This window comes from Chitinophaga oryziterrae, assembly GCF_009758125.1.
In the GTDB taxonomy this organism is placed as follows: Bacteria; Bacteroidota; Bacteroidia; order Chitinophagales; family Chitinophagaceae; genus Chitinophaga; species Chitinophaga oryziterrae.
In genome coordinates, this window is the sequence record NZ_WRXO01000006.1 from 58,537 (window position 1) to 73,605 (window position 15,069).

9 protein-coding genes are annotated in these 15,069 nt (G+C 46.7%); 8 read left to right on the forward strand and 1 reads right to left on the reverse strand.

Annotated elements, in window-relative coordinates:
- The 8 genes from GO495_RS20130 to GO495_RS20165 are packed head-to-tail and all read left to right on the forward strand — an operon-like array spanning window position 1 to window position 12,882.
- A complete protein-coding gene (locus GO495_RS20130; protein WP_157301526.1) occupies window positions 1-1,764 on the forward strand; it encodes a RagB/SusD family nutrient uptake outer membrane protein in 1,764 nt (587 codons plus the stop codon).
- 35 nt (window positions 1,765-1,799) lie between these two features.
- Window positions 1,800-4,940 (forward strand): SusC/RagA family TonB-linked outer membrane protein, encoded by a 3,141-nt coding sequence (locus GO495_RS20135; protein WP_157301527.1) that lies wholly within the window; start codon window positions 1,800-1,802, stop codon window positions 4,938-4,940.
- A gap of 10 nt (window positions 4,941-4,950) precedes the next feature.
- Entirely contained in the window at window positions 4,951-6,105 is a 1,155-nt protein-coding gene (locus GO495_RS20140) for a prolipoprotein diacylglyceryl transferase (RefSeq protein ID WP_157301528.1), read from the forward strand.
- Complete coding sequence (locus GO495_RS20145) at window positions 6,102-7,244, forward strand: DUF4185 domain-containing protein (protein WP_157301529.1); 1,143 nt, start codon at window positions 6,102-6,104, stop codon at window positions 7,242-7,244. The genes GO495_RS20140 and GO495_RS20145 overlap by 4 nt, the downstream gene beginning before the upstream one ends.
- Entirely contained in the window at window positions 7,244-9,517 is a 2,274-nt protein-coding gene (locus GO495_RS20150; protein WP_157301530.1) for a GH92 family glycosyl hydrolase, read from the forward strand. The genes GO495_RS20145 and GO495_RS20150 overlap by 1 nt, the downstream gene beginning before the upstream one ends.
- Window position 9,518: 1 nt before the next feature.
- Window positions 9,519-10,610, forward strand: a complete 1,092-nt coding sequence (locus GO495_RS20155; protein ID WP_157301531.1) for a glycoside hydrolase family 130 protein — start codon at window positions 9,519-9,521, stop codon at window positions 10,608-10,610.
- Between the two features lie 7 nt (window positions 10,611-10,617).
- Window positions 10,618-11,829, forward strand: coding sequence for an L-fucose:H+ symporter permease (gene fucP, locus GO495_RS20160; protein WP_157301804.1), 1,212 nt, complete (start codon window positions 10,618-10,620; stop codon window positions 11,827-11,829).
- A 33-nt stretch (window positions 11,830-11,862) separates the two neighbouring features.
- Window positions 11,863-12,882 (forward strand): substrate-binding domain-containing protein, encoded by a 1,020-nt coding sequence (locus GO495_RS20165; RefSeq protein ID WP_205691295.1) that lies wholly within the window; start codon window positions 11,863-11,865, stop codon window positions 12,880-12,882.
- A 112-nt stretch (window positions 12,883-12,994) separates the two neighbouring features.
- On the opposite strand, the gene GO495_RS20170 is transcribed toward GO495_RS20165, so the two are convergent.
- A complete protein-coding gene (locus GO495_RS20170) occupies window positions 12,995-15,067 on the reverse strand; it encodes a penicillin acylase family protein (protein ID WP_157301532.1) in 2,073 nt (690 codons plus the stop codon).
- Window positions 15,068-15,069: the final 2 nt, after the last annotated feature.

The following is a 15,069-nucleotide window of genomic DNA, read 5'->3' on the forward strand; positions in this document are numbered from 1 at the left end:
ATGAAAAATTATATCAATAAAATATCCACGATACTGCTGATAGCTGCCATACTTGGCGGATGTAAAAAGTATGAGCAGTTTCCCGTAGATAAGGTGACCGGTAATTATGTTTTCGATCCGCTGGATTCTGCGGGCGTGAATGCACAATCTTTCCTGTATGGCGTTTATGCCATCGTCAAAAATGGCCATAACCGTGTCGGTAACGATTACCTGGATGCAGCGTCGGACGATGCTGTTTCTTCCCGGACAGGTGGTAATATCCCGGTAACGCTGATCACTACGAATGCCGTGACTTCCTTCAGCTTTCCGGGAGCGGAGAACTTTTGGGAAGGTACCAGTCTTTCCCAGGCGCCCACTTCTTCCGGTGTGCCGGATGCTTTCTGGGCAGGGGTCCGTAATGCCAATATCTTTATCAATAACATCGGTGTGGTACCCGTAAAAGGAGGATTGAGCAATGGTACAACTACTGCGCAGTTGTGGAGGAGTGAAGCCAGGTTCCTGCGGGCATATTTTTATTTTGAGCTGGTAAGACGCTATGGCGGCGTACCCTTACTGGGAAATAAGGTATACGATATTTCAGATAAACTCGACTTACCCCGCAGCAACTTTGCGGATTGCATCAACTATATCGTCAGTGAATGTGATGCGATCAAAGACAGCCTGCTCATGGCGCCGGTAGCAGATGCAGATAATTACCGCGCCACCAGGGGGGCCGCTATGGCACTGAAAGCAAAGACATTATTGCTGGCTGCCAGTCCGCTCTTTAATGGCGATAATATTGATAAAGCCAACCCGCTCACCGGCTACACCGATTATGATGTAAATCGCTGGACGCTGGCAGCACAGGCGGCTAAGGACGTGATGGACCTGAATGCTTATTCCCTGAATCCTGTATTTACACATATCTTCCTCGACCAGAATAACAGAGAACGCATCTTTATCCGTCCGGGCAACAATAGCACCAATATCGAAACAAATAATGGCCCTGTAGGTTTTCAGGCAGGTGGCTCTGGTAATACCAGTCCTACACAGGAACTGGTGAATGCCTTTCCTATGCAGAACGGTTTGCCTGTTACAGACCCTGCATCCGGTTACCTGGCATCTGATCCATACAGCGTATTGTCTGCTGTTAAACGGGACCCACGCTTTACTGCCACCATCTTTTATAATGGCGCTAACTGGCTTAACAGCACCGTACAAACCTATGAAGGCGGTCAGAGCAAACCTAATACCTCTTTACAGCAAACAGTCAGTGGTTTCTACATGCGCAAGTTCATGGGAGATTTCGAAAGTGCGGGCACTTACAGCAATCACTCTTCCGACTGGATCGTGATGCGCTACGCTGAAATACTGCTGGAATATGCGGAAGCCCGCAATGAGGTGGAAGCAGCGCCACAGGCAGATGTGTATGATCAGTTGTATGCGCTCAGGGCACGCGCTGGCATCGATGCGGGAGCAGGTGGGAACTATGGTCTTGCACCCAATATGACACAGGCAGAGATGAGGGCCGCGATACAGAATGAATGGAGAATAGAGTTCGCATTCGAAGAGCACCGGTATTTTGATATACGCAGATGGAAGATAGCAGAAACGGTCATGAACCAGCCGCGTACAGGAGTATCCGTGGTAAAGAACGGCAACTTCTATACTTATAATCCGATTACTATACTCAATACAGTGTTTAAGAAAAATCAATATCTGTATCCCATCCCTTACAATGAGGTGGCAAAGAACCCGAATATGAAACAAAATCCGGGATGGTAGTCTTCTCAATTATTAAAAAATATAAACGAACAGATATGCGGAAAATAATACTGCTGATTTGTGTTATTATAAATATACTTCCCGGCATGTTGCTGGCGCAGTCCCGGGTGATCACCGGCTCCGTGCGGGATATTCAGAGCCCGTTACCGGGAGTGTCTGTTTTCGAGAAAGGTATGCCGGGAAACGGGGCTATTACTGATTCCGAAGGTAAATTTAAACTAACATTAAAAGGGGCGTCCAATGTGCTCATATTCCGTTTTTTGGGGTATGTGACCCGTGAGTTGAATGTGACTGGCAGGCATGAGGGGATCGATGTTACGATGGCATCGGATAACCAGGCCCTGGATGAAGTGGTGATAGTGGGGTATGGTAAAACGACCCGTATCACCAATACAGGATCTGTGAGCACGATCAACGCCGCAGAGATCAGGAACGTTCCAACAGCGAACGTACAAAATGCCCTGTCGGGCAGATTGCCTGGCTTCTTCTCGCAACAGGGGTCCGGTCAGCCGGGTAAAGATGCCTCAGATTTTTATATCCGTGGTGTCAGTTCACTGAACCCTGCTGGTAATAAACCCCTGATCATCGTGGATGATGTGGAATATACCTATGATCAGCTACAACAGATCAATGTAAATGAGATCGCTTCCATCTCTGTATTGAAGGATGCTTCTACTACAGCCATATATGGTATTAAAGGGGCGAATGGTGTACTGGTAGTGACTACCCGCCGTGGTAAGCTGGGTAAGCCCCAGATCAATGTACGTGTGGAAAGTGGCGCTCAAACGCCTACGAAGATCCCTAAATTCCTGAACGCTTATCAATCAGCTACACTGATCAACCAGGCAGAGACCAATGATGGCCTGACCCCTGAATTTACTCAGCAGGACCTTGACCTGTTTAAGAATAAACAGGACCCTTATGGTCATCCTGATGTAAACTGGTATGATGCTATCTTTAAACGGTACAGCTTCCAGGAGAATACCAACCTGGATATTTCCGGTGGTAATGAAACGTTGAAGTACTTTATTTCCGGCGGAGCATTGAACCAGAACGGACTGGTACGTTCTTTCCCTGATCCCCGCGGCACCGTTAATACCAACTACAATTTCAAAAGATATAATTTCAGGTCTAACCTCGATCTCAGGGCTAATAAGACATTATCAATGCGCCTGGACGTTACGACCCGTTTCTCCACCACCAATTCGCCTAACCTGAATGCGACCAGTGCACTGTCTGAGGTATTTGACTTCAGCCGCTTAACACCTTTTACGGCCCCGCTCATTAATCCTGATGGTACTTACGCCTATGCCTACTCGCATTTCAACAGCGGACATCTGCCTACATTGAATGCAAGGCTGGCTACCGGCGGATATCAGAATTCGAAGAGAACGGATTACAACATCGTATTCAATACTACCCAGCAACTGGACGTGATTACGAGAGGTCTTTCTCTGACCGCACGTGTGGCCTATTCCAGCCAGGAACAGTATACCAGGGGAACGGGTAACTACGGTCCCATTCCATCTTATCATTACGATCCTGCTGATAAGTCTTACCAGTTGAATCCCGCAGGTACCTATGTGTTTTCGAACATCTACTATACTGGTAACACCAACATCTATACGAATAATGTCAATCTGCAACTCTTTTCCAACTATGACCGTACTTTCAACCAGAAACATCATGTAAGCGGCCTCATACTGTTAAATCAGCAGTCCCAGACATTTGATGCGTATGATCAGCTGGACCCGGCATCTGTAGGAGTACCGGCTAAATTTCAGGGGGTATCATTTTCCGGTAATTATGAGTATGACGGGAAATATCTGTTAGACCTGAAAGCGGCGTATAACGGTACAGACAGGTTTGCTTCTAACCATCGTTTTGGCCTGTTTCCGGCAATCGGACTGGGGTATAACCTGTCTGGCGAAAAGTTCTTCAAAGAAGCTTTCCCTGTGTTCGGGTTATTCAAGGTCCGTGGTTCCTATGGAATTGTGGGATCGGATGTGGCGCCTAACAACAGGTACATTTATGCACAGAACTATGTACAGAACAATGCTACTTATTCTTTCGGAGAATCGCCTACCAGCTACAGGATGTATTACGAGGGCAGTCTTGCCAATAGCAACGTGGTATGGGAGAAACAGAAAGAGACGAATATCGCCATTGACCTGAACATGCTGAAGGATAACCGGCTTTCTGCCACCATCGAGTTGTTCCGTAATATCCGCTATGATCAGCTGATCGTACCGAACAACGTACCGGATATCATTGGTATTGGTCTGCCGGCAGTGAATGTGGGACGTACACTTAACCAGGGTTTTGACGGACAGATCGGGTATCACGGCAGTACTGGTGATGTGCAGTGGGGTGCTAACTTTGTCTTCTCCTATGCAAAGAACAAAATATTATACCAGAGCGAGGCTTCTCCGGCATACCCCTGGCTGGCCCGTACCGGCCAACCTCTTAACCAGCCATTCGGTTATCATTCTTTAGGCTATTATACACAGGAAGATATTAACAGGATAGAAGCCTATCAGGCATCTAATGGTGGCAGTAATGCCGGTAATAAGACTATTGCTGCGCCTGATAACGGGTTGCCTTTGCATCCGGGAGATCTCAAATACCAGGACCTGAACGGAGATGGTTTTATCAATGTCTTCGATCAGCGTGCTATCGGACATCCTAACCTGCCTAATACCAACCTGGGTCTCAACTTGCAGGCATCCTACAAAGGGTTCAGTGCGAGTATACTGTTACAGGGCTCTTTTAATTACAGCTTTATCATTACAGGTACTGGTATAGAACCATTCATCGGGCAGTTCCAGCCCATTCACCTGGAAGCATGGACACCTGAGAATGCTAACAGTGCAATGTATCCGAGGCTGACGACCAATAAATCTTCGGTGAATAGTCCAACTTATTACCCTTCTGATTACTGGTTGGTAAATGCGCATTATATTCGTTTGAAAACAGTGGATATCGGGTACCAGTTCCCGACCAGGATGCTGCCTTTCAAACTGAACAGTGCGCGTGTTTATATGAGTGCATATAACCTGTTCACCTGGGATAATTACCGGAAATATCAGCAGGACCCTGAAATCAGTACCAACACAGCGGGGGATGCTTATATCAACCAGCGTGTGCTGAATGTGGGTTTGCAGATAAGTCTTTAAAATATCAAACATGTTCCCGACTATCGGAGATCTCATCAGTTATTTGTTCCATATTCCTGTAAAGATCAACTTACAGACATTCGGTACTTTTATGGCCCTGGCTTTTGCCGGGGCCTACGTGGTATTTGTGGCTGAGTTCAAAAGGAAGGAAGCTGATGGTACTATCCGGGGAATGATGGTGAAGGAAACGGTAGGACTACCACCTTCTCCGCTGGAATTGTTGTTAAATGTCACCCTGGGTTTCCTGTTGGGGTATAAGGGGATAGATGTGCTGCTGGCACTGTTTCGCGGGGCTGATCCCGCGCCTGGTTTTTTATCCCTGCAAGGGAACCTGATAGCAGGGGGGGTATTTGCGCTTGTCTGGGGCATATGGGTGTATAAAGACAAGCTGCCTGAATCAAAGGAAGTGGAGCGTTACAAACATCCATACCAGCTAATGCCTTTTATCGTGTTTATGGCAGCTTGCTGGGGATTTACAGGAGCCAAGCTGTTTGATGCTGTGGAACACATCCAGGAGCTGCGCTATGTGCCGCTACAGGTACTGCTGGCTCGCAGCGGATTTACTTATTACGGTGGACTTATATTCGGTGGACTGACTTGTCTGTACATCGGGTACAAAAATAAGATCAGGCTGATCGATATGGCGGATATTGGTTCTCCGGGTATGATGCTGGCATATGGCATTGGCCGTATTGGATGTCAACTGTCGGGCGATGGAGACTGGGGCATTGTCAACCGGTATGTGAAACCCGGATGGATACCGCAATGGGCCTGGGCTTCTACCTATCCGCATAATGCAATAGATGCCGGCGTATATATACCTGGCTGTACCCTGCAGCATTGTCATCAGTTGCCGATGGGAGTTTATCCCACACCGTTATATGAATCGGTGCTATGTATCCTGTTATTTTCCTTCATGTGGATGATCAGGAAAAGATTAAGAACGCAAGGGGCGATGTTCTGTTTATTCCTTATCTTAAATGGTGTTGAACGCTTTTTTATTGAGCAGTTGCGCATCACACCCAAATATTTCCTGCAACTAAGCCAGGCACAGATGATTGCGTTGTTATTAATAGCTGGTGGACTGGCCGGATTTGTTTGGTTAACTATGATACCTTATTTTTCGGGTGCAGGACGAAACCCTGCCAAAATTTCAAGGTTATGAAAAGAATGATTCTTACTCTCACAGGGATATTGCTTTTTTGCCATATGCAGGCGCAGGACCTTACACAGCTGCATTTTAAAGTGGAAGAAGCGCCTGAATGGTCTGCACTTTTCATCAGGAACAATGGCTGGTTTGGAGGCGACGGAATTTATACCATTCCTTTTAATGGGGTGGAGAATAAGCCGGCAGACAGCCTGCTTTTCATATTCAGCGATTCCATGATCGGTACTATCTCAAACGACTCACTGCAGCCGGGTTTCCGTATGGTGCATAATTCTGTTGCCATCATGAAAGGAAAAAATATTGACTTTGCATGGGGACATAATGAGCAGGACGAATCTGTCTCTGTTTTTGAACCGAATACCCCACGTACTGAAAAGACGGATTACTACTGGCTGGGCGACGGGTTTGTGAATCAGGAACAGCATAATACGCTTTATATATTTGGTTACCGTGTACGGAATGTATCTGAAGAAGCCTTTGGCTTCAGGGAAGTAGGGAATACGCTGATCAAAATCCCGGCAGGCACACCGCCTCCTTTTACCGGATATGAACAGATGGATACGCCTTTCTTTTTTACAGACAAAGGAGGACAGATTGGTTCTTTTGGCGCCGGCATCTTTGTAAATACCGCTAAAGCCGGCGCTCCTGCACCGGATGGTTATGTGTACATATACGGTGTACATGGGATGGACAAACAGATGGTAGTGGCAAGGGTAAAACCGGCTGTCTTTGACCATTTCAATCAATGGCGTTTCTGGGATGGTACGAAGTGGAATAAAGACATGAACAAAGTGGCAGATGTTACCAGTAAAGTATCCAATGAACTGAGCCTGTCTCCGCTGCCGGACGGGCGCTATGTGCTGATCTTCCAGGAAGGAGGGATGGGCATGACTATCGGTATGCGGATAGGAGCCAGTCCTATAGGGCCTTTCGGACCTGTTATCCGCCTTTGGGATTGCAGTCGCGATGCGGAAGAGAAAACCTATGTCATGTATAACGCCAAGGCACATCCCGCACTTTCTGCACCGGGAGAGCTGCTGATCAGCTATAATGTGAATTCTCTGGAATTCTTTACGGATTTGCCAAAGCACCCTCATTTATACCGGCCACGGTTTATAAAACTGAAATTTAATTAATGAAGCATTTATTATCAGCCTTGTTACTTTCGATTGTAACGATCATCACCGGCTATGCCCAGGACGATCTGGTGAAGTATGTTAATACAAGGCAGGGGACCAATAGCAAATACGAATTTTCATATGGCAATACGTATCCTGCTACGGCATTGCCGTTTGGCATGCACTCCTGGACACCACAGACAGGGAAGAACGGAGATGGCTGGAAGTACCAGTATTTCGTGCATACTATCCGTGGTTTCCAGCAATCGCATCAATGTAGTTCCTGGGTAAATGATTATGCTGTTTTTTCGCTGATGCCGGAATCCGGGCAGTTGGTAGTGAATGAAGATGAACGTGCTGCTTCATTTAAGCATGAACAGGAAATTGCACAACCGGGATACTATAAAGTAACATTCGATAATGGGATTAAAACGGAAATATCTCCTACAGAAAGAGGGGCACACTTAAGGTTTACTTATCCGGCAAATAAGAAATCTATAATAATCCTTGATGGCTACACGAAATTCAGTAAAGTTAAAATTATTCCGGCTGAACGTAAGATCACCGGATATGTCAACAACTGCCGCTGGGCGCCGCAGAACTTCCGCAATTATTTCGAAATCATCTTTGATAAATCATTCAAAAGTTATGGTACCTGGGAGAACCACCATAATGTGGTAAATGCGGGCAATGCCGAAGCAGAAGGTGAAGGTGCAGGTGTTTATATTGAATTTTCAGCAGAACAGGTGGAAGCTAAAGTAACTTCTTCCTATATCAGTCCGGAGCAGGCTGCATTGACTTTACAACATGAACTGGGTCAATACAGGAAATTTGAAGATACTCACCGGGCTGCCGATAAAGTATGGAATACACTGCTGGGCAGCATGAAGACAGAAGGCGGAACAGCAGAAGAAAAAGCGACCTTTTATTCCTGCCTGTACCATGCCAACCTGTTCTCTCACCAGTTCTTTGAATATGGAAAGGACGGACAGCCTTATTATTACAGTCCTTATGATGGTAAAGTACACCAGGGATATATGTATACTGATAATGGTTTCTGGGATACGTTCAGGGGGCAGTTCCCGTTGAATACCATTCTGCATCCCACCATGGAAGGAAGATATGTACAGGCCCTGCTGGATGCACAGCAGCAGTGTGGCTGGCTGCCTTCCTGGTCATTCCCTTCAGAGACGGGCGGTATGCTTGGCAATCATGCCATTTCCCTGTTAACGGATGCATGGGTAAAAGGTATCCGCACCTTTGACCCGCAAAAAGCCCTGCAGGCATATTTCCATGAAGCCACCAACAAAGGGCCCTGGGGAAGTGCCAATGGTCGTCCGGGATGGAAGGAGTATTATGAAATGGGGTATGTACCTTTTACTCAACAGACGCAGGGCGCTACTGCATGGACACTGGAGTTTGCCTATGACGACTTTTGCGGGTACCAGCTGGCAAAAATGACGCAGCAGCCATTTTACGAAAATGTATTCAGCAGGCAGATGTATAACTACAAAAACCTGTATGATTCCATAACAGGTTTCATGCGGGCCAAAGATGCCGGGGGGAACTGGATCACTCCCTTTGATCCGCTCGACTGGGGAGGCCCTTATACAGAAGGAAATGCATGGCACTGGACCTGGTCTGTCTTTCATGATGTGCAGGGACTGATCAACCTGATGGGGGGAGAAGAAAAGTTTACCGCTAAAATAGATTCCGTATTCAGTATACCCGGTACCATTAAGGTGGGTGGATATGGTCAGGTGATCCACGAAATGACAGAAATGGCGGCATTTAATATGGGACAGTATGCGCAGGGGAATGAGCCTGTCCATCATCTCGTGTACCTGTACAATTATGCAGGACAGCCGTGGAAGGCACAGCAGCATGTCCGGCAGATTATGAAGACCATGTACAACGCTACAGAGAATGGTTATCCTGGTGATGAAGATGAAGGGCAGATGTCTTCCTGGTATGTACTAAGTGCAGCCGGATTTTACAGTGTTTGTCCGGGTACCGACCAATACGTGATCGGTAGTCCCCTGTTCCCTAAAATGACCATTACATTAGAGAATAGAAAGCAATTTGTTATAGAAGCGGAGAATAACACCGCGGAGAATATGTATATTCAATCTGCCAGCCTGAATGGGCAGCCTTACACGCATAACTGGATATCCCATGCAGATATCATGAATGGGGGAACCCTGCACCTGGTAATGGGGCCACAGCCGGCTTTAAACAGGGGGACCGCCATAGCAGACCGTCCTTTTTCACTCTCCGCAATAAAACAATAACATGAGAATATTCAATATTACCCTCATCATCAGCCTGTTTTCGGGCAGCCTGTATGCACAGCTACCCGATTGGACACTGGGCCCTTTTAACAGGCCGCCAGGTGTCAATCCGATTATCCGGCCTGATACCACCACACAGTTCAAAGACCCTATGACTAAAACCATGGTAGGGTGGGAGTCCAATGATACCTTTAACCCGGCAGCAGTGTTAAAGGATGGAAAAATCTGTGTACTTTACCGGGCGGAAGACCGTTCAGGGAAAGGTATCGGCATGCGTACCTCCCGGATAGGGCTTGCTACCAGCGATGATGGGATACATATTGAACATCGTTCCCCCGTGCCGGTGCTGTACCCTGATACAGATGCACAGCAGGAGTTTGAATGGAGGGGAGGTTGCGAAGATCCCCGTGTGGCCATGACACCTGACGGTACTTACCTGGTATTATATACGGAATGGAATAATAAAGTGCCCCGGCTGGGAGCTGCATTGTCCACAGATCTTATCCACTGGAAAAAGTATGGACCTGTTTTTAAGGGTAAATTCAGAGAGATGGCCTCCAAATCAGCCTCTGTTGTTACCGAAGTAGCTAACGGGAAACTTGTAATCGCCAGGATAAAAGGGAAATACTGGATGTACTGGGGCGAAGAACATGTATACGCTGCTACTTCCGCTAACCTGACTGACTGGACGCCATTGACAACGCCTGATGGAAAGCTGAAAGAACTGATGTCGCCGCGGAAAGGGTACTTCGATAGCCGGCTGACGGAATGTGGTCCTCCGGCTGTGAAGACAGATAAAGGAATAGTATTATTGTATAACGGTAAAAATGACGAGTCCCGGGGAGATAAACGTTATCCTCCCGCTGCTTACTGCGCCGGACAGGTATTATTTGATAATAATGATCCTGAAAAGGTGCTGGCACGTCTTGATGAGCCTTTCCTGGTACCACAGGATGCCTTTGAAAAGAGCGGACAATATCCTGCCGGTACCGTGTTTTTAGAAGGACTGGTGCTGTTCAGGAATAAATGGTTTCTCTATTATGGCTGCGCAGATTCAAGAGTAGCGGTAGTAGTGGCCAATAAAGTAAATTGAGATCATGATGAGCGCCAAGCCAAATTTCACGGAAAGAAAATACCTTGCTGTTTTTTTATTTGTGACCTCCCTGTTCTTTTGCTGGGGAGTGGCGCTAACGCTGGGAGATGTATTGAACAGGCATTTCCAGAACGTATTACATATCTCGAAATCACGGTCGGGACTGGTGCAGTTATCCCTGTTCGGGGCCTATGCAGTAATCGGCATACCGGCAGGGATGTTCATAAAAAGGTTTGGTTACAAAAGAGGGATATTGCTCGGACTTTTACTATATGCACTTGGTGCATTCCTGTTCATCCCCGCAGCGGAATCAGCTTCATTTAATTTTTTCCGCTTTGCATTATTTGTACTTGCCTGTGGACTGGCTACGCTGGAAACAGCGGCGCATCCTCTGGTGGCGGCGTTAGGAGATCAGCGTACCAGCGATCAGCGGATCAATTTTTCACAGTCCTTTAATGGGCTGGGAGGGGTAATAGGACCTGCCATCGGGAGTTATTTCATCCTGAAAGCAGGACAGGAGCATTCGGAAGACCTGGTGGCCGTACGTGATCTCTATATAGCTATCGGGCTTTTCATCACCCTGCTGGCGGTGGCTTTCCTGTTTATCAAATTGCCCGTTATGAATCAGTCGCAGGACAAGAAAGATGTTATTGAAGTAAAACCGCTTGCGCAACAGAAACATTTCATATTTGCGGCAGTTGCTCAGTTCTTCAACGTAGCAGCGCAGGGAGGAACATGGGCTTATTTTATTAATTACGGACATGATGTGATGGAGCTGAGTGATGAAAAATCGGGCTATTTCTTTTCATTAAGTATGATGATGGTAATGATCGGCCGCTTTGCGGGTACGGCGCTGATGCGCTTCATTGCTCCTTATAAACTACTGGCGGTTTTTGCCGGTATGAACATATTGATGTGCATCATCGTAGCCCTGCATTTTGGCTGGATCTCGTTTATCGCACTGATAATGATAAATTTCTTTTTCAGCATAATGTTCCCCACCATTTTTAGCCTGGGGCTTAAAGATCTGGGAAAGCATACGCAGCAGGCTTCTTCATTTATCGTAATGGGAGTGGTAGGAGGAGGGATCTTTCCACCGCTGATGGGGCTTATCGCTAACCATAGCGTGGCAACAGCTTACTACCTGCCTATTATTTGTTATGTGGTGATCATGCTGTTTGGTTATAATTATCCAAGGCTGGTTAAAACGGCACACTAAATTTTAATTTATTTTGATCTTAAATAAGTATTTGTGAAGAAATTAAGAATCAAAGATATTGCTAACGATCTGAATATATCAAAGACCGCTGTATCGTTTATCCTGAACGGAGTGGCCCAGGAGAAAAGGATCAGTGAGGAACTGGTGGAACGGGTGGAGAGGTATATCCGGGAAGTGGGCTTCCGGCCAAGCCCTATTGCCCGTGGCTTAAGGACAGGCAAGTCGAATATTATCGGTTTGATGGTGGAAAGTATTTCTGACCCCTTCTTTGCCACTATAGCCCGCCTGATTGAGAACATGGCGTACAAACAGGGATACAGGATCATATATTGCAGTACAGATAATGATACGGAGAAAACAAAAGAACTGATCAATGTATTGCGGGAGAGGAACGTGGACGGTTATATTATTTCTCCCCCTCCCGGAGTGGAGAAGGAGATCAATGAATTGATCAGGGCGGGTCTGCCGGTGGTGATGTTCGACCGCTATCTCCCAAAGGTAAAAACGGATTATGTGGTCATTGATAATGAGTTTAGCGCAGAAAATGCTACACGGTACCTGATCCACCAGGGGTACAGGAATATTGCCTTTATCACCTTTTCTTCTTCTCTTACACAAATGAAAGGGCGGATGAAAGGATATCGTACCGCACTTAAAGAGGAAGGACTGAAGCCTTATGTGATGGAAATTGATTTCACACCGGAAGAAAAAGTGATGGTGCAGGGGGTACGCGAATTCCTTGCCGCCAATCCCAAACTGGATGCGGTGCTGTTTGGGGCCATACAGGCCGGCTCCTGTGGATTAAAGGCCATTACCCAGCTAAAGCTGAAAGTCCCCCAGGACCTGGCTGTAATCTCATTTGATGATCATGATATTTTCGAACTTTTTTCTACACCGGTAACAGCGATTGCCCAGCCGATTGATAAGATAGCGCATAAGGTGATCAGCATTTTGCTGGAAAGGCTGGAGGAAGGGGATAATGCAGCAGCGCCGAAGGAGATTGTGCTGAAGACGAAGTTAAAGGTGAGGAAATCATCGGTGCCGGCTAAGTGAAAATGTATTGACATATATATTTCCCGGACCATAATTTTATAGTATCCAGCAATGTTTTATCCAATGGGTGTCAACGGTTTGTAGCGATGACACCCGGGTTAATGAATAGTTGTTAATGTCCTACTGTTTCCCGTTTTTCAAGGTGTTGTAATATTTCCTGTTTTTCCAGCCAGGGCGTCCGCATCTTCTTTTGAGACATCAGGTATAACTGATCTCCGATATGCTTGCTGTCAGGTTGGGATGCATTACCATAACTCAATAATACCCTGGCTTTTATTTTTCTTCCAAATTCAACCAACGCCATATAGCTATCTCCATAAACCGCCCGCATGTGCCCGTCAGGGTCCTGGCCATATTCGATTGTTCTATAGATACCTGCGGCTGCAGGGCCTCCATTACCGGCAAAATCATATGTACCTCCGCGGAAACGGAACAACAATCCCCATGGAATTTCCAGTGTACCGAATGATTGGTATACTTCCCTGGCGGCGGCAGAAAGCAGTTTCACTGCCATAGGCTTGTCGCTCAAGCCAGCCGGGGTTTCTACGGGGTTCGAAGGGTCCCAGGGAACATTAAACATAGTGAGGCTTAATTTACTGAACCAGTAGATGTATAATAAGGCACCTGTGCTGGAACTATCCGTTTTACGGTCCCAGCGTCGTAAAACATCTGCTGCAGCCAGCGCTGCGGGTTCCGGGTATTGTTGTACAGCGGCAAGCAATGTGTCCAGAAATCTGTCTGCTACTTCCAGGCCAGTATTGAATTTGTATTGCTGCAGATCATCCAGGGTAACCGCGAAATTATTTTTGATCATATTTATCGCTCTTTGTGGCCGGAACTCCATACCAACAGGTGAAATGTAGGAAGGGAAATCTCCTGGCGACAGTATCGGCGGATAGGTACAATACCATGGCGGATCATTCGCATTCTGAATAAAGCCTGTCGGCGGATTAAATAGTTTGGGCATTTCATTATATCCCAACGTGGTATCCCAGTTATTTTTCGATGTGCTGCCATCAACAACACCATGCCAGTAGTCCCAGTTGCCCGTATCTCTGGAAGGTACATTACCCCCAAAGAAGTATCCGACATTGCCGGCCTTATCTGCATAAATTACATTAAACAATGGTAATTGCATGCGCCGCAAAGCCAACCCAAATTCCCGGTAATTTTGTGCTTGTGCCATCAGATGCCATTCGAAAAAAAAGCGGGTATGGTTCATTCCCGCTATCTTCATTGTGTAGGCTTTATTATCTTTTGTTGCCAGTACAGGTTCATTGCCCGCATATGCCAACAGCGTAGTGTCGGTTTTTATAATGCAATCGGGCTGTAATACCTGCAACAGCAGGGTGTCGTAACGGAATGGCATGATAACGCTGTCTTTTACATAACCTCCGTCTTTTAAAGGATAAGCATAGGTATCCACTGCATCAATGGTATTTACGGTATGTGTCCAGCCTAAATGTTTATTAAAGGCAATAGTGAGTACTGGCATACCAATTAACGTAGCACCATAAGCGTTAAAACCCGGCGCCTGCAGATGTGCTTCCATGAAAGTGTAAAAACTGCTCCAGGGCAGGTGAGGATTGGCTAACAGTAAAGCATTCCGGGTTGCAGACCTGGATTTGCCAATGGCATAAGCATTGGAGCCTGGCTTGAGTATATTGGGGTTACCCATATCTCCAGCCGCTAAAAATTCCAGGAAAAGTACATGAAATCCATGTGCAAGCACATCCTGCCCTGTTATTGGAAGCACCTGTTTCAGGGCCGGACCGATATGCTGTGGCCAGGCGGCGGCATAGTCATTGATACCGGCTACAAAAGCATCCAGGTATTCTTTCATTTCCGGTTCCTGTTGCTGATAACTTTCCGCTGCCAATGCCGGAATCCTGAACTGGGTTATTATTTTCGCACCGTCCTTATAAGCGGAGCCCCAGTATTCGGCAGCACGGCCACGTGCTATGCCATAGAGCTGAAGTATAAGATTACCGTGGTTATGCATCTGCGACCATCCAAATGCATAATACATGCTGCTGATATCTTTTCCGTAGATATGTGGCACCCCGAAGGTATCCCACAGAATGTCCGCATGCCGCGGCGAATACACCTTTCTGGCATCCGTCGGGGACTGTGCAACTACCTGCAAACAAAGTAAACAAAGGGAAAGGGAAAGTCTATATTGCATAG

Coding starts and splice junctions, on each gene's coding strand:
- GO495_RS20130 (WP_157301526.1), top strand. CDS start 1: ATGAAAAATTATATCAATAAAATATCCACGATACTGCTGATAGCTGCC.
- GO495_RS20135 (WP_157301527.1), top strand. CDS start 1,800: ATGCGGAAAATAATACTGCTGATTTGTGTTATTATAAATATACTTCCC.
- GO495_RS20140 (WP_157301528.1), top strand. CDS start 4,951: ATGTTCCCGACTATCGGAGATCTCATCAGTTATTTGTTCCATATTCCT.
- GO495_RS20145 (WP_157301529.1), top strand. CDS start 6,102: ATGAAAAGAATGATTCTTACTCTCACAGGGATATTGCTTTTTTGCCAT.
- GO495_RS20150 (WP_157301530.1), top strand. CDS start 7,244: ATGAAGCATTTATTATCAGCCTTGTTACTTTCGATTGTAACGATCATC.
- GO495_RS20155 (WP_157301531.1), top strand. CDS start 9,519: ATGAGAATATTCAATATTACCCTCATCATCAGCCTGTTTTCGGGCAGC.
- fucP (WP_157301804.1), top strand. CDS start 10,618: ATGAGCGCCAAGCCAAATTTCACGGAAAGAAAATACCTTGCTGTTTTT.
- GO495_RS20170 (WP_157301532.1), bottom strand. CDS start 15,067: ATGCAATATAGACTTTCCCTTTCCCTTTGTTTACTTTGTTTGCAGGTA.